The organism is Chloroflexota bacterium (assembly GCA_016197225.1).
Lineage (GTDB): Bacteria > Chloroflexota > Anaerolineae > Anaerolineales > VGOW01 > VGOW01.
This window is the reverse complement of the sequence record JACPWC010000064.1, coordinates 47,165-63,779: the sequence shown is the minus strand read 5'-3', so window position 1 is coordinate 63,779 and position 16,615 is coordinate 47,165. Positions and strand designations below refer to the sequence as shown.

Genomic DNA, 16,615 nt, shown 5'->3' with positions numbered 1-16,615 from the left:
AGATTTTCACAGACGTTTCGCGCGCAGATTTGGAATCATCTGCGTAATCTGCGGATAAACTTACAAACCGTAAATCTCGCCGTACTTGCTCTTGAGATACTTCACATACGGCCCAACGTTGATGGAACTGCCTGCCACTTTCTCTAGCGTCTCCTTCGGGGTGAACTTGCGCCCGTGCTTGTGCAGATTCTCGCGCAACCACTCGCGCAAGGCCATGAACTCGCCGCGCTCGAATTGCTCGTAAATATCCGGCAGGGCTTCCAACACCTTCTCCCAAATCTGGCAGGAGATGATGTTGCCCAGCGAGTAAGTGGAGAAGTAGCCGATGCCGCCGCTCGACCAGTGAATGTCTTGCAGAACACCCTGAGCGTCGTTTGGCACGTCCACGCCAAGATAAGACTTCATGCGGGCGTTCCAGGCTTCGGGCAGGTCGCGCAGGGCGACCTTGCCTTCCATCATTTCCTGCTCCAACTCGAAGCGCAAGATGATGTGCAGGTTGTAAGTGGCCTCGTCGGCTTCCACCCGGATCAATGACGGCTGAACCTTGTTGATCGCCCGATAGAACGTCTCCATCTCCACCCCATTAAATTGATCCGGGAAGGCGGCCTGCAGTTTGGGATAGAAGTGCCGCCAAAATGGCCGACTGCGCCCGACTAAGTTTTCCCACATGCGGCTTTGTGACTCGTGCAGGCCGAGCGAGACGCCCCGGCAGAGCGGGGTGCGCTCCAGCGCCGGGCTGATGCCGTTTTCGTACAGGCCATGGCCGCACTCGTGCATCGTGCCAAACATGGCGGCGTTGACGAAATCTTCGCGATAGCGGGTGGTGATGCGGATGTCGGTGGTGGCCGAACTGCTAGCAAAGGGATGAACCGTCGGGTCGAGCCGCCACGAGTCGGGGTTGAAGCCGAAGCGCTCGACGATGCTCAACGAGAACTCGCGTTGTTTGTCAACGGGGAAGTGGCCGCGCAGGCAGGCGTCACTGACCGAGTCGGCTTTTTGGTTGATGGCGGCGATGAGGGGAACCAGGTCTTTCTTGAGGTCGTCGAACACGGCCCGCACTTCGGCGGTCTTCATGCCCGGCTCGTAGTCGTCGAGCAGAGGATCGTAAACGTGCTCCACCTCGTCGAAGCATTCCACGTATTTGTGTTTGAGTTCGACGTTCTTCTGCAAGTGCGGCAGGAAAATCGAGAAGTCGGATTTCTGGCGGGCTTCGATCCAGGCCTCGGTGGCGTTGGCGGCGGTGCGGGCCATCTCGGCTTCCAGTTCCGGGGGCACGCGGCGTGCCTTTTGGTAATCGCGCCGCGTTACACGGATCAGGCTTGCTTCGTCGGAGTCGTAGGGCAGGCTTTCTTCATAAGGCAAAAGGTCGTCGAGCAGGCGGCCCATTTCATCGGAGATGAATTTTTCCAGCCGCACCTTTTCGAGCGTCGCCAACTGCTCGGCCCGCACGGCCGAGCCTTTTTGCGGCATCATCACCCGTTGATCCCAACCCAGCACCCACGAAATTTTGGTGAGGTCGTGAATTTCGGCGAGGCGGTTTTTGAGTTCGAGAAATTTTTCGTTCATAGTTGTCCTTGTCAATAAAAAAGATTTTGTAGATGCTCACGGGGTAGCACCCTGAGCGGAGGCCAACGTGCTTTTCGTTGGCCGTAGTCGAAGGGTGCGGCGCTGGTGCGAAAGCCGCATCCTTCGACTGCGCGGCGGCAACAACACCCGCCGCTCCGCTCAGGATGCTTAGTGTGCGAGCGATTACCTTTCAGTAACCACGCAGGCGGGCGATGGCCCATTCGTACAACTGCTGATAGCCGTGCGCCGAGCGGCTCCAAGAGAAGTCTTCGATCATGCCGTTATGTTGGATGGCCCGCCAGCTTGGTTGATCAACATTATAGATGTAGATGGCGCGTTGCAGGGCATTCCAGAAAGCTTCGGGGGTGTAGTCGTCAAAGGTGAAGCCGGTGAGGCCATCCCGAACCGTGTCGGCTAAACCGCCGGTGGCCCGCACCACTGGCACACAGCCGTAGTGCATGGCGATCAGTTGGCCGAGTCCGCATGGCTCAAAGCGAGAGGGCATGAGGAAGATGTCGGCTCCACCGTAGATCAGCGGCGCGAGGTCGGCGGCGTAGGTGAGGAAGGCTGTCATCTTTTGCTTGTGGTAACCGGCCAGCCGGGCAAACACGTCTTCATATTCTTTCGCGCCCGTGCCCAGCACCACAAATTGCGCCTCGCCGGCATAATCATTCATGAGCAGATGAATGACGTGGCCCATGATGTCAAGGCCTTTCTGCCAATCGAGGCGGCTCACCATCGCCACCAGCGGCACGTCGTCGCGGACGGGCAGACCGGCGCGTTCCTGCAAGGCGCGTTTGTTGTGGAGTCGATCATCAAGATGATCAACATCGAAAGCACGGGCCAGGTTTTTGTCGACGGTCGGATCCCAAGTGTCGTAGTCTAGGCCGTTGACGATGCCGTGCACGTCGAAGTGGCGGAAGCGCAGAAGGCCGTCGAGGTCAGCGCCGCCGCCGGGTGTCATGATCTCGCGGGCGTAGGTGGGGCTGACGGTGTTGATGAGGGTGGCGTGGTGGATTCCGCGCGCCATAAAATTGACCGAGCCGTAAGGTTCTTCAAGCAAGGACGGAGTCTCGACGCTGAGATAGTGGAGCACATCCCGCGGGCTACGCCCTTGATGAGCAAGGTTGTGAATGGTGAAGAGGCTGGGGATGCCGCGATAGCGTTCGTCGTACTGGCCGGTGATGGCGAGCCACATCAGGGCCGGAGCAGTGTGCCAGTCGTGGGCGTGGATGATATCGGGCCGCCAGCCGAGAGCCGGGATCAAATCCAGCGCGGCGCGGCAGAAGAAGGAGAAGCGGTAGGCGTCGTCGGGGTAGCCGTAAATTTCCGGGCGGCCAAACAGGTTGCGCTCGGCGACGAAGTAGATCGGCACGTCACTGCCGGGGACGCGACCTTCCAACAAACCGGCGGGCAACAGTCCTCCGCCCGTCGGCACTTTCCAGTCCCAGGGCAAAGCTCGGAGGTTCCATTTGTTGTCGCCATGAAAAGAGGCTTCGATGGGTTGATAGGCCGGGATGACAATGCGAACGTCGTGGCCCATCGCGCTCAAGGCTTTGGGCAGAGCGCCGACCACGTCGCCCAGGCCGCCGGTCTTGGCGAAGGGGGCGGCTTCAGCGGCGAGGAAGAGGATTTTGAGGGGTTGCATTATATTTTTATTTTCTCCCCTCTCGCATCCCACAACGGCTCTCTCTCCACCACCGCCTCAATCTCCACCCCAAAACACTCGACCGTCAGCTTCGTCCCTGGCTTGGCGAGTTCAACCGGCAGATAGCCGTAAGCAATGCTCTTGCCCACACTGTAGCCGTAGCCGCCGCTCGTTACCCAACCCACCACTTGCCCATCAGCCCGAATCGGCTCACTGCCAAATGTCACCGTATCCGGGTCGGCCAGCGTGAGGCAACACAGCTTTTGCGTCAGGCCTTTCGCTTTCGCTTCAATCAACGCCTGCTTGCCGATGAAGTCAACGGGCTTGTTGAGGGCGACGGCGAAACCGAGGCCGGCTTCAAACGGGGTGTAGTCGGGCGTGATGTCGCCGCTCCAGTAGCGATAGCCCTTCTCCAGTCGTAGAGAGTCAATCGCTTTGTATCCGGCGGCAACCAGGCCAAACTCTTGCCCTGCTTCCCACAGCGTGTCCCACAACTGCTGGCCGTATTCGGTCGGCGCGTAAAATTCCCAGCCTAGTTCGCCAACGTAGGTGACGCGCAGAGCCAGGGTCGGGACGTTGCCGACGGTGATTTGTTTGGCCGTCATGTAAGGAAAGGCGGCGTTGGACACATCGTCTCGCGTCACCTTCTGCAAAATGTTGCGGGCGCGAGGCCCCCACAGGCCGAAGCAAGTCCGGCTTGAGGTGATGTCGTTGATGTACACCGAGCCGTCGAGCGGCGCATTGAGGCGCAACCAGGTGATGTCGTGCGTGCCAAAAGCCGTGCCGGTGACGATCATGAATCGATCATCGGCCAGCCGCGACACGGTGAAGTCACATTCGATGCCGCCGCGCGGGTTGAGCATTTGGGTGTAGATGACGGTTCCGGCAGGTTTGTCCACGTCATTCGCACACAATCTTTGCAAGAACATCATCGCACCCGGCCCCAACACTTCGATCTTGCTAAATGATGTTTCGTCAAACAACCCGGCGCGCTCGCGCGTGACAACGTGCTCCATACCAATCGCCGGCGACCAGTTGTGCTGGCCCCAGCCTTTGGGCCGGTGGGTGTGTTTGGCGTCGCGCTCGTTGGGGCCAAACCAGTTTGGCCGTTCCCAGCCGCCCTTCTCGCCAAAGACCGCGCCCAACTCTTTCAAACGGTGATAGGCAGGCGAAAGCCGCAGGGGCCGGGCCGACCCCCGCTCTTCAGCCGGATAGTGAATGTCGTAATACTGGGCGTAAGTTTCGACGGTGCGATCCAACGTGTATTGCTGACTGTTGTATTGCGACCCGTAGCGGCGCACGTCGAGCCGCCACATGTCCCATTCGGGGTGGCCGTCAATGATCCATTCAGCCATCACCTTGCCAATGCCCCCCGCCCCGGCCAGGCCGTGGGCGCAAAAGGCGCAGGCGGCCCAGAAGCCGCGCACTGCCGTCGGGCCAAGCAAGTATTCCGAGTCGGGTGTGAAGCCTTCGGGGCCGTTGAGGAGTTGCACGATCTCGGCGGTTTCAAGAGCAGGCACGCGCTTGATGGCGTTCTCCATCAACGGCGTGAAGCGATCCCAATCTGGCTCAAGGAGTTTGAAGTTCCAGTCCTGCGGCACGCCGTCGAGGCCCCAGGGCTGTGGCTCACGTTCGTAGCCGCCCGCGATCAGGCCGCCCACTTCTTCGCGGTAATACACAAGGTTGTCCGGGTCGCGCATCGTCGGCATGGTGTGCGGCTGGCCGGCGATGGGTTTAGTGATCAGGTAGAGATGAGCCATCGGGATGATGGGCAGAGCAAGGCCGACCATGCGGGCAAGGTCGTTGCCCCACAAACCGGCGGCGTTTACGACCACGTCCGTTTTGATGGGGCCTTTGTCGGTGGCAACTTCTGTTATTTGGTTATTGGTTATTGTGATGCCGGTGACGCGAGTGTTCGTCAGGAACTTCGCGCCGCGACTCCTGGCCCCGGCCATCAGCGCGTTGGTCAGGCCGGTCGGATCAATGTAGCCGTCGGTTGGCAGGTACACGCCGCCCTGCACGCCGTCGAGCGACATGAGCGGGAAGAGATCATGGCATTCTTTGGGCGAGAGCATTTCCAGCGGCATGCCGAAAGCTTTGGAGTAGCCGACGATGCGCTTGAGTTCTTCCATGCGCTCTGCCGAAGAGGCGATACGCAAACTGCCCACTTCCCGCCAGCCGGGGTCAACTTCGGTTTCGTTCTTGAGGCGGCGATAGAGGTCGGTGCTGTAGCGCATCAGCTTGGTGAGGCTGGAGGAGGTGCGGAGCTGGCCGACTAAGCCCGCCGAGTGAAATGTCGAGCCGCTGGTGATCTCGTGCCGCTCGACGACGACGACATCCTTCCAGCCCATGAGGGTGAGATGGTAGGCGATGCTGCAGCCGCCGACCCCGCCGCCGACGATGACGGCTTGCGCGTGAGATTGCATGAAGAGTCTCCTGGAAAGAACTGGCTATTGACTCGAAGCTGACCACGTTACTAAAGCCTGAGCCAATTGATCTGTTGCTTCTAGAATGATGCGCGTTTCATCCTGTGTCAGTTTGTTGTAATACACATACTTTCTGTTCAGGCTATGCACACGTTGAACCTCTGGAATCCGCTCTATATGAGAATAGTATGCCCTGTATGCGTCTATTGGATTGCCCCAGTCAACAAGTTGCCGTTCTACAAAAATGGCAATCATAGTGGGATACCCTTCAATAATTGTGAGAAGTTTATTTCCACGAGAATATCTAAGACTGAAGCCCACACTCCCCCAACTGACTACAAGAGGCCCTGCCATCCAACTTTTCAAATAAGGCTCAAAAATCTCATCAAGGCCTTTTGGCAACGACTTCAGAAAGGCTTCTATATCAATGCGTCCTCGACGACTATCGCTTTGTTCTTCGACCGCAGACACCTCTACTTCCGGTTGCTTTTGCTCGTAACGGATCTTTACAACAGCGCGTGTCACCTCGCGAGTTTGACCCACAATAGATGGCACAGCTACAACCGGCCAATCATTTTTCTTATCCAAACGGTAAAAAGCTATTTCAACCAACCTCAGTGTGAACTCCAGGTTGGGGGCAGTGCCCATAATTTCCGAAAGCATAACAACTTCAGGGCGAATCCGATCGCCCACTATCAGTAGCAGAAAGTTGCCCGTTGATAACGAGCGTCGTAAGCCTTCTTCAAAGGCTACGCTATCAAATTCGGACTTGGGGGATTTGGCTGATACAATCTTGAGAAGGTCCTTGGGACGGCCATCCCTAGTAGCTATCGCCTCAACTTTTGCTTTAAAGTCTGGGTAATTCATGTTGGTTAGATGTCTGGCGTAACCTAGAATTTGTGCCAGAACTGTGCGATGTGCTTCCGGGTTTCGCCAGAGTTTAGTTTCGACCAAACACAGCGCGCCACGCGAGGTGACATAGAGCACGTCTATCAAACCAACCGTGACCGGAAACTCTCGTGCCAAAGGAATCAACTTGTCAAAAGCCGGGTCAATATCTCTTGTCGGGAGAAGATCAGGCTGCACAAATAAGAGTTTCTGAAGCCAATCTTCATCGAACTGGCGCAAGTCCGACCTAACAGGATGAAGATCGGAGATGCTTTCTAAATCCTTATCACCGATGATTAAGGGCGGCGACGAGTTCATGATCTACCTCACTTTTGGTATGCACTGCATGGTCGAGTGTAGCGCCCTGAGCGAAGTGGCAGTGTAGTTCTGCCACGAAGTCGAAGGGCGCGGCCCCTTACGGCAAGGTTGTTCCTTACCAAACCCGCACCCTTCGACTTCGTTCCGCTTCGCTTCACTCCGCTCAGGGTGCTTGCCTGCTTTTAGATGAAACAGCATCCTGAGCTATTCTCCTTCGTCCAGAACCTCAAAGTTCCCCGACTGCGCCAGGTTTGAGTTGACGTATATTTCGACGGTGTACAGGCCGGGGGTGAGCACCTGGGTGTTGCTGTAGGCAAAACTCAGAGACTTGTCCGCCGAGCCAGAGAGGCCGAGCGACCACGGCTCGACAAATCGCCACGAGGGGTCTTCTTCGCCGTCCACGTAAACTTTGAATACCACCTCCTGCCCGTCCTGCATCTCTTCGTAGTCAAAGAGGATGGAAACTTCGTCAGTGCCGTAGGCGAAGGCGTCAGCCGGTTCGTAATCCACCACGTTGCCGTCGTCGTCAAACAGGGGCTGGGCAAAGATGAAGGGGCTGATGATGGCTGTCAACTCGCCCTGCGGCGGCTGGCCGGTGTATTCCAGCGCCACCGACAAACCCTTGAGCCGGCTGGACATCTCAAAGGCGGCTTCACCGATGGCGTCCGGGGCGGCCAGAGAATTGCGCGGCGGACTGCCCTCACCCAAGTCAATCGTGTCAATCAGTTCATCAAGGCCGAGGGCGGCATCTTCCAGCCCCCACCACAGGAACGAGGGCGGCTCGGCCCCGGCGGCTTTGGCCTCGGCCACTTGTTGGGCGGCCAGGTCCATCCCTACCTTGTATTCGGCGCGGGCCTCGTCAAGCCTGTTGGCGGCCATCAGGCTGAGGGCCAGATCATATTGAATCCACAATTCGCCGGGGCCGGCCTTGAGGGCCAGGCGATTCATGTCGGCGGCTTCGTTGAAGCGGCCAAGCAGGTAGTAGACCCAGGCCAGGTTTCCGGCGACGTTGGCGCTGGCGTCGCCGGCGGCGCGGGCTTTTTCGTAGTCGGCGGCGGCAATGCCGTAATTGCCCAGCGCAGTGTTGGCGTCGCCGCGTTCGACGAGAGCATTGATGTAGTTCGGCTCGCAGGCCAGCGCCTTGTCGAACGAAGCGATGGCTTGCTCGTACTCGCCCTGATAAGCCAGGCCCACGCCCTGGGCGTAAGCATCAATGGCGTTAGCGCCGTCGGCAATTTTGCACTCGCGCAGGTCTTTGACCGGCTGAAGGAAGGTCGTCGCCGCCCAGCCGGTGGCAACCACTGCCACCCCCGTGCCGACAACGGCAAAAATCCAGCGCGTGAAGTTGCCGGAAATGGTGGCCGAGAGGCCGTAGAGAAAGAGGGCCACTGCCAGCAGAGTCAGGTGAACGATGTAGGTGTTCGACTTGGAGTCCCAGGCGTCTTTGACGGCAGAGGCGGCGGCAAAGCGTTCCTGCAGGGCGGTAATTTCAACCAGATAGGTGTCGGCTTCGTATTGGGCGACATTGAGATGGCCGGTGGCCGGATCAAAGTAGGGCGCTTGCAACATCGGGCTGAGGTTGAGCATCTCGTCGCGCAAGGCTTCGTAACGGCGGGCGGCGGCTTCGTCGTCTGCCGTCAGAGCCGCGGCGGCCAGCAAGTCGAGTTCGTAGTAGGCTTGATAGGCGCTGTTGTAATCGTAGTTCACGCGGGCGTCGCCGCTCACTTGCTTGCCAAACGCTTCCAGCGAGTAGCGTTTGGTGTCGCGGTTGGCGGCGTCGTCACGCGCTCCGGCGTCACTTTGTAAATAAGTAACGACGGCGATCAGCATCGTCACGACCGCAATCAATACGGCGGTTGTTTTTTTGAACCGTTCGTCGTTTTGGGTAGAAGGAGTGGCGTTCATGTTTTTGTCTCTATCGGGCGAATTCAATGATCACGGCGACGGCTGTGCCGGCAATTGAGAACAGCAGGCCCAGGCCAATCATCAGGTATTGCAGCCGTTTTCCGGCGGCCTCGACCAGAGTGAAAAACACCAGACCCACCGCCAGCGCCGAGAGCGTTGCCAACAGGCGGTTGGTTTTGGCCCGCAGTTTGTCGGCTTCGGCGTATTGCGGATCGGGGTTGAGGTCTTTCTCTTTGGAGGCGTCGGCCCAGGCTTCGCCCAGGTCGCGCCCCACGCTGTACGCGCCATCGCGGCTCAAAAAGCGGTTGGGGAATAAATCCTGGTTGGCGTCCGCCAGATCGTAAGCTTCGGCGCGCTGGCGATCCAGCAGGAAGGCCTCTTCTTCGGTCAGGCCGTCGGCCTGCCCCAGGTCGTCGGCAATCGCGTCGCCGAGCTTGTCGTAGCGGGCGTAGTTGGTGAACGCGCCGTAATGCTCGTAGGCGTTGACGAAGTTGAGGGCGCGCGTCTCTTCGGCGTTCAAGGAGGCCTTGAGGCCGGCAAAGTCGGCGTCGCCCGCGCCGTCGGCGGCCACCGAGGCCCGCCAGGCCACGACCGCGCCAATGACGGTGACCAGCGCGATGAGCAAGGCGACCACCGTTTCCAAACGGTTATCTTCTTTTTCAGCAGTGTTTGTTGTCACGTAATAATCCTCCTATTTGTTGGTTAGGGTTGCAATCACACCTCAGCCAACCAGCGCCGATAACTCTTGCCTTTAGCCGTTACCTCAATGCGATCAAAATACTTCTGGCCGTAGCCCACGTAATCAAATTCAATCTGCGAGACGTTGCACTGCACCATCGCCCACATCGCTTCGCGCATGTCACTCATAATCTTCATCAGTTTCAAGCGGGCATGTTGGGCCTGGGTCGGCGCCCCGAAATACTCACGGAGCAAGAGGTCATCCTGCTCATCGTCAAAGCCGTGCTGGGCCGAGAAGTTGCCCAGGTCGAAAAAGCGGTCGCCCATCCCGCCATACTCCCAATCCAAAATGCGGATGCCCGCGCCGTCATCCAAAAAATTGCCGTTGAGCAAATCGTTGTGGCACGGCGTTGGCCTGAAAGGATCGCGTAGCATCGCTGTTTCGATCTCAACTGAAGTGGCAAGGAACCAGTCTATGTTGTTGGGGAGCGGGGCTTTGTATTGGCGGGAAATGGGGAGATAAGACTCGACAACGCGAAACGGGGAGAACGATCCGGGGAAGCCGTCGAGGGCGTGGTAAGTTTTGATCGCGCCCACCACCCGCCGAATGTTCTCCGCCGAGCCAATCGTCTCGGCGGGAAGGCCGACGCCGCTGACGAAACGGGTGACCAGGTAACCTTCCGGTTCAAGGAAGGCTACCGGCTCAGGGGCCACGTCCACGCGGGAGGCGGCCAGGGTACAGCCGTATTCGACGAGGCGATCAATCCCCAGCAGGCCGGTGTCGTTTCCGCCCACCCGCAGAACGTATGCATGACCGTCGGCGGTTTCAATCTTATAATTGCGGTTGGTAATGCCGCCCGACAGTTCGGTGATTTTGAGATCGGGCTGGTTGGCAAAAAGGGGAACGCGGTTGAGAATGGGAGAGAGGGAATCGGACATAGAGACGGCCTCATGTGAGGAGGGGTGGGAAACGGCTATATTATAGGCGAAAGTCGCCGGGCTGAGACTGCCAGGCCGGATTTGGAAAATTGTCCTAAATTAAATTGACTTGTCAGGCATAGGAGGCTATACTCTGCAAAGTTAGCTTTGCTTAACACCCCTTTTACTCAAGTCTTGTAATAACAACCTATCATGCAAAATCGTCCACAATGGCAAGGATGGGAGGTGAGTCTATTTCGGAACCGATAACGCCGTAATCTGAAACGTATCCACACCGCTGTTTTTCAATATTCTAAGGAGAGAAGAAATGTTCAACAATAAAAAAGCGTTGTTGTTCAAACTGAGTGCATTGACCGTCATTCTGGCGCTGGCCGTCACGGCCTGCGGCGGCGGCGGCGGCGCGGCGAAGGACTTCAGCAAGGTGGTGTCTGCCGCCGACGGGGGCGGCATGGACGCCCTGGTGACCGCGGCCAAAGCTGAAGGTCAGTTGACAACCATTGCTCTGCCCCACGACTGGTGCAATTACGGTGAAGCCCTCGATGGCTTCAAGGCCAAGTATGGCCTGACCATCAACGAACTCAACCCCGACGGTGGTTCAGGTGACGAGATCGAAGCCATCAAGGCCAACAAGGACAACAAAGGCCCGCAAGCGCCGGACGTGATTGACGTCGGCTTCGCCTTCGGGGCCTCGTCCAAGGCCGATGGGCTGGTGTCGGCTTACAAAGTCTCCACCTGGGACACCATCCCCGCCGATGCCAAGGACGCGGAAGGCTTTTGGTATGGCGACTACTACGGGGTGTTGTCGTTCATGGTCAACACCGATGTGGTTAAGAATGTGCCGCAAGACTGGGCCGACCTCCTGAAGGAAGAATACAAGTCGCAAGTTGGCGTGTCGGGCGACCCGCGCACCTCCAACCAGGCTATCCAATCGGTGTTCGCCGCTACGCTGGCTAACGGCGGCACACTGGACAACGCTCAACCTGGCCTGGATTACTTTGCCAAGTTGAACCAGGTTGGCAACCTCGTGCCGGTCATCGCCAACAACACCCTGGTCGCCAAGGGCGAGACCCCCATCCGCATCACCTGGGACTACAACGCTCTGGCTGGCCGCGACTCGATGAATGGCAACCCCAACATCGAAGTCGTCGTCCCCAAGACTGGCCGCTTTGCCGGTGTGTACGTGCAGGCCATCAGCGCCTACGCCCCACACCCTGCCGCCGCCCGGTTGTGGATGGAATACCTGTACTCGGACGAAGGCCAGGTGCTCTGGCTCAAGGGATATTGCCACCCCATCCGCGAACCAGACCTGCGCAGCCGCAACGCCATCCCGGCTGACCTGCTGGCTAAACTGCCAGACATTTCCGGCGCCGTGTTCCCCAGCGTCAAGCAGTTGGACGACGCCAAGGCCCTGATCACCGGGAATTGGGACGCGGTGGTTGGCGCCAACGTTCAGGCGGCCCCGTAACCTGTTGATTAGCCGTTGACTCAAGCGAGACCCTGCCCTGCGGTGGGGTCTCGTTCTATCTGACATTTCAAACACCGAACCGGATTGTCTATTCCGAAAGGGAAATCCAATGGATAGAAGCTCTATTTCGGCGAGCGCGCCGCTTCAAAGTCAAACGTCGTCTCAGCCCGGGAGAAAGCCGCGCGTGCGGGGAGAGCTATTGGCCTGGGCCGGCGTCCTGCCGTTCTTTCTTTTCGCTTTTGCTTTTCTCTTCCTCCCCTCCAGTTCCCTCTTCATCGGCAGTTTCCAGAACTCAGAAGGCGGGTTCACCCTTCAAAACATCCTTGATCTTTCTCAACCCAAAATTCTTGATTCATATTTGCTAAGCATCAAGGTCAGCGCCGTCACGGCCATTGGCGGCGGCATCTTTGGCTTCCTGCTGGCCTACGCCGTCACCATCGGCGGCCTGCCCCGGTGGGTTCGTTCGACGATCACGACCTTCTCGGGTGTGGCTTCCAACTTCGCCGGCGTGCCGCTGGCCTTTGCCTTCATCGCCGTGCTGGGCCGCACCGGCTTCATCACCGGCGTTCTCAAGAGCCTTTTCAACATTGACGTTTATGAGGCCGGGTTCAACCTCTACAGCTTTTGGGGCCTGACCCTGACTTACATGTACTTCCAATTTCCGCTCATGGTGCTGGTCATGGCCCCGGCCCTGGACGGACTCAAGCGCGAGTGGCGCGAAGCCTGCGAGAATCTGGGCGCAACTTCTTTTGAATACTGGCGCTATGTAGCCATGCCGATCTTGTTGCCGTCTCTGCTGGGCACCATGATTCTGCTCTTTGGCAACGCCTTCGGCGCCTATGCCACCGCCTTCGCCCTCACCGGCGGAACGTTGAACCTGGTCACCATTCAGATCGGCGCTCAAATTCGCGGCGACGTCCTGCACAACCCCGGCCTGGGCCATGCCATGGCCTTCGGCATGGTGGTCATCATGACAATTTCCATTGCCGCCTACACCTGGCTGCAACGACAAACAGAAAGGTGGTTGCGATGAAACGCTTTCCACTTTGGAGTTGGTTTTGGATCTTGCTCGGCGCGCTTTATTTCATCCTGCCGCTTTACGGCGCCCTGGACTTTTCACTGCGGATCAAGCGCGACGTGTTGAGTCTGGACGCCTACAAGAACGCGCTGACCGATCCTGAATTTGTCAAGACGTTTCTTTTCTCCAACCAGATGGCGGTGATGACGATCATCGTCAGCATCCTGCTCATTGTGCCTACCGCTTATTGGGCCCATCTACGTTTGCCCCAGGTGCGCCCGGTGCTTGATTTTATTACCCTGGTGCCATTCGCGATCCCGGCCATCATTCTGGTCTTCGGCCTGATCAAGAGCTACAGCCGTCCGCTCACCGTCTTCGGCCTGCCCATCGTGCCGCCGCTCACCAACAGCGTCTTTAGCACCAACATCCTGCTCATCGCCGGTTACATCGTCCTCTGCCTGCCTTATATGTACCGCTCGGTGGACAACGGCTTGCGGGCGATGGATGTGCGCACCCTCACCGAAGCCGCCCAGATTCTGGGAGCAGGCTGGCCCACCATCCTCTTTCGGATCATCCTGCCCAACCTGCGCACCGCCTTGCTCAGCGGCGCGCTCCTCACCTTCTCCATTGTCGTCGGCGAACTGACCCTGGCCACCTTCCTGGCCCGCCCGGCCTTCGGCCCCTATCTGGCCTTGCTGGGCAATCACAAAGCCTACGAGCCGGCCGCGCTCTCTCTCATCAGCTTCCTTCTCACCTGGGTTGCGCTGGGCATCATCCAATTTGTCACCCGCGGCTCCAGCCAGAGTCAGATTGCCGGCGGTCGCTAATTCAATCCTACGCGAGGAAACCATGGCCTACCTAGAACTGGACAAAGTCCGCAAAGAGTTCAACAACAGCGTCGCCGTCGAAAACTTCAACCTCAATATCGAGCGCGGCGAATTCGTGTCCTTCCTCGGCCCCAGCGGCTGCGGCAAAACCACCACCCTGCGCATGGTAGCCGGCTTCGAATTGCCCACCTCAGGAACCATCACCATCAACGGCGTGGAAATGACCAACACCCCGCCCAACAAACGCAACGTGGGCATGGTGTTCCAGTCGTACGCGCTCTTCCCCAACATGACGGTGGGCGACAACATCGGCTTCGGCCTCAAGATCGCCAAGAGGCCGGCGGATGAGATCAAAAAGCGCGTGAAAGAAATGCTGGACCTGATTCATCTGCCGGTCAAAGGCGACAGCTACCCTTATCAACTCTCCGGCGGCCAGCAACAACGTGTGGCCCTGGCCCGCGCCCTGGCCTTTCAGCCCCAGGTGCTTCTGCTCGACGAGCCGCTCTCGGCCCTCGACGCCAAAATCCGCGTTGAACTGCGCACCGAGATTCGCCGTATCCAACAGCAACTCGGCATCACCACCATTTACGTCACCCACGATCAGGAAGAGGCCCTGTCCATCTCCGACCGCATCGTGGTCATGAGCGCCGGAAAAATGGAGCAGGTTGGCACGCCGTTTGAAATCTACAACTTCCCGCAAACCGCTTTCACTGCCTCCTTCGTCGGACAACTCAACCTTATCCCGGTCACCGTGGCCGACGCCGCCTCAGGCCGCTGCACCTTCAACGGCCAGAGCCTCAGCGTTGGGCGGGACATCAAACTCGCCAACGGCTCGGCGGGCCGCCTCGCTCTCCGCCCCGAAGAACTCAACCTCGGCGGCGCCAACGGCGACGGCAAAAAGAATCAACTCAGCGGCAGAGTGGAGAGCGTCACCTTCCTCGGCTCAGTCGTCCGCATTCGGGTGGACGTGGGCGGAGCCATCGTCTCGCTCGACCTGTTCAACGAGAGCCAGGTGGTTTTGCCCAAAGCCAACGAACAAATAACCGTCAACTTCCCCGTCGATTCCTGCTGGGTAATGGAATAAGACAATTTACAATTCACAATTCTCAATGCCGAATGCACATTGAGAATTGTGAATTGTGCATTCCTTCCTTCATGCCGCCCGCCATCTTCATAGACTTCGACGGCACCATCGTTCCCTACGACGTTGAATTTGAACTCTTTGCCCACCTCGACGGCCCGGGCCGGGCCGGGGATGTCGTGGCCCGGTGGGAACGGGGTGAACTGGACGTGCCGGAGCGACTCACCGCCGGATTCGCCGCCCTGCGGGACTCCGGTGTCACCGTCTCCCAGTTGGAAGCCTTCCTCGACGGTGTTCCTCTCGACCCCACTTTCCCCCATTTCCTTCGTTTCCTGGAATCTCGCCAGTGGCCCGCCGCCATCCTCTCCGACGGCCTCACCTGGTACATCGAAGGCGTGCTCAAGCGGCATGGCGTGACCAACATCCCGCCCATCATCGCCAACGAGATTGATTTTGAGCATGGCTGGCAATTGCATTTCCCCAACCGCAACGGCGACTGTTCACCCTGCCGCCAGTGCGCCGCTTGCAAACGGTATCCTGTCCGCGAGGCCAAGTCCTGGGCCGACCCGGTGGTGCTGATCACCGATGGCCGCGCCGACCGCTGGGCGGCCATTGAGTGTGACATCGTCTTTGCCAAAGAACCCCTGCTCTCCATCCTGAAGCTGTGGGGGAAGCCGAAGCGGCTCTTTCCCTTTGAGAATTTTGACGACGTGCGCCACGAACTGGAAAAGATAGGGTCAGCGGATTTACCGGATTGAACGGATTATCAAACGAAATCCGCTAAATCCGTTCAATCCGTTGACCCTGATATGCTATACTCTCCCTCATTCCACCCTCGGAGCCTCAGCCATGAATTTGTTCGGTAAAAAGTCTAAAAAGAAAGCCACCCGCATCTTTTTTGCCACCGACATTCACGGCTCCGAAGTCTCCTTCCGCAAATTCGTCAACGCCGGGAAGTTCTACGAAGCCGACGTGCTCATCCTCGGCGGCGACGTGGCCGGCAAGCTCCTCATCCCCATCGTCAAAGACGGTCACACCTGCCGCGCCAGCCTGCACGGTCAAAGCCACACCCTTGAGACTGAAACCGAACTGGCCGAGTTCAAACGCAAACTTGGCATTCTGGGATTCTATTCGGTGATGCTCTCGCCGGACGAATACACGGCCATGAAGGACGACACGGCGGCGCAGGACAAAGCATTTATGGGGGCCGCCCGCCAGCGTTTGGCCGACTGGATCAACCTAGCTGAGGAGCGTTTGAAAGACTCGGCTCTGCAATGCTACATCACCGGCGGCAACGACGACCCGTGGGAAGTGCTGGCGGCGCTGGAAGAGAACGCTCAGGAGCACGTGGTGCCGTGCGAGGGCCACACGGTGCAGATTGACGAAGACCACGCCATGGTGAGCCTGGGCTACAGCAACGAAACGCCCTGGAAGACCCCGCGCGAAATTTCCGAAGACGAACTGGCGCAGAAGATTGTCGAGGCCATTCACGGCGTGGGTGATTTTGGCCGGTGCATCTTCAACTTCCATTGCCCGCCCAAAGACAGCACCCTCGACACCTGCCCCATGCTCGACACCTCCACCGACCCGCCGACGGTGATCATGGAAGCCGGCAACCCGGTGCTGTTTGGCGCGGGCAGCACCTCGGTGCGGGCCGCCATTAATAAATATCAGCCGATGCTGGCCCTGCACGGCCACATTCATGAGTCGCGCGGCATTGCCCGGCTGGGCAAAACGGTGTGCATCAACCCTGGCAGTGAATACGGCGAAGGCATTTTGCATGGAGTGATTGTGAATATCTTGGACGGGAAGATTGAGGGGTATCAGTTGACTTCGGGGTAGGGAGGGAGTTAGAG

13 protein-coding genes are annotated in these 16,615 nt (G+C 58.4%); 6 read left to right on the top strand and 7 right to left on the bottom strand.

The window, feature by feature from the left end; all coding sequences use genetic code 11:
• Window positions 1-60: 60 nt before the first annotated feature.
• From HYZ49_11575 to HYZ49_11545, 7 genes are all read right to left on the bottom strand, one after another.
• Window positions 61-1,566, bottom strand: a complete 1,506-nt coding sequence (locus tag HYZ49_11575) for a carboxypeptidase M32 (protein ID MBI3242922.1) — start codon at window positions 1,564-1,566, stop codon at window positions 61-63.
• 190 nt (window positions 1,567-1,756) lie between these two features.
• On the bottom strand, window positions 1,757-3,214 hold the full coding sequence (locus HYZ49_11570; protein MBI3242921.1) for a glycogen synthase: 1,458 nt from the start codon (window positions 3,212-3,214) through the stop codon (window positions 1,757-1,759).
• A complete protein-coding gene (locus tag HYZ49_11565; GenBank protein ID MBI3242920.1) occupies window positions 3,214-5,640 on the bottom strand; it encodes an FAD-dependent oxidoreductase in 2,427 nt (808 codons plus the stop codon). Before HYZ49_11565 ends, HYZ49_11570 begins: the two co-directional genes overlap by 1 nt.
• A gap of 24 nt (window positions 5,641-5,664) precedes the next feature.
• Entirely contained in the window at window positions 5,665-6,846 is a 1,182-nt protein-coding gene (locus HYZ49_11560; protein MBI3242919.1) for a hypothetical protein, read from the bottom strand.
• 204 nt (window positions 6,847-7,050) lie between these two features.
• Window positions 7,051-8,751, bottom strand: a complete 1,701-nt coding sequence (locus HYZ49_11555; protein ID MBI3242918.1) for a tetratricopeptide repeat protein — start codon at window positions 8,749-8,751, stop codon at window positions 7,051-7,053.
• Between the two features lie 10 nt (window positions 8,752-8,761).
• The gene (locus HYZ49_11550) at window positions 8,762-9,430 is read right to left on the bottom strand and encodes a hypothetical protein (GenBank protein ID MBI3242917.1); all 669 of its coding nucleotides are present in this window, start codon (window positions 9,428-9,430) and stop codon (window positions 8,762-8,764) included.
• Window positions 9,431-9,465: 35 nt separating this feature from the next.
• Window positions 9,466-10,368, bottom strand: a complete 903-nt coding sequence (locus HYZ49_11545; protein MBI3242916.1) for a phosphotransferase — start codon at window positions 10,366-10,368, stop codon at window positions 9,466-9,468.
• A 307-nt stretch (window positions 10,369-10,675) separates the two neighbouring features.
• Between HYZ49_11545 and HYZ49_11540 the strand changes: the two genes are divergently transcribed.
• The 6 genes from HYZ49_11540 to HYZ49_11515 all read left to right on the top strand — a co-directional run bounded on the left by HYZ49_11540 (window position 10,676) and on the right by HYZ49_11515 (window position 16,601).
• Window positions 10,676-11,833 carry an extracellular solute-binding protein gene (locus HYZ49_11540; GenBank protein ID MBI3242915.1) on the top strand — a complete coding sequence of 386 codons (1,158 nt, stop codon included), beginning with the start codon at window positions 10,676-10,678 and terminating at the stop codon, window positions 11,831-11,833.
• Between the two features lie 109 nt (window positions 11,834-11,942).
• Window positions 11,943-12,866 carry an ABC transporter permease subunit gene (locus tag HYZ49_11535; GenBank protein MBI3242914.1) on the top strand — a complete coding sequence of 308 codons (924 nt, stop codon included), beginning with the start codon at window positions 11,943-11,945 and terminating at the stop codon, window positions 12,864-12,866.
• Complete coding sequence (locus tag HYZ49_11530) at window positions 12,863-13,678, top strand: ABC transporter permease subunit (GenBank protein ID MBI3242913.1); 816 nt, start codon at window positions 12,863-12,865, stop codon at window positions 13,676-13,678. Before HYZ49_11535 ends, HYZ49_11530 begins: the two co-directional genes overlap by 4 nt.
• 22 nt (window positions 13,679-13,700) lie before the next feature.
• The gene (locus HYZ49_11525) at window positions 13,701-14,762 is read left to right on the top strand and encodes an ABC transporter ATP-binding protein (protein ID MBI3242912.1); all 1,062 of its coding nucleotides are present in this window, start codon (window positions 13,701-13,703) and stop codon (window positions 14,760-14,762) included.
• A 53-nt stretch (window positions 14,763-14,815) separates the two neighbouring features.
• Window positions 14,816-15,517, top strand: coding sequence for an HAD-IB family phosphatase (locus HYZ49_11520; protein ID MBI3242911.1), 702 nt, complete (start codon window positions 14,816-14,818; stop codon window positions 15,515-15,517).
• A 91-nt stretch (window positions 15,518-15,608) separates the two neighbouring features.
• A complete protein-coding gene (locus HYZ49_11515; protein MBI3242910.1) occupies window positions 15,609-16,601 on the top strand; it encodes a metallophosphoesterase in 993 nt (330 codons plus the stop codon).
• Window positions 16,602-16,615: the final 14 nt, after the last annotated feature.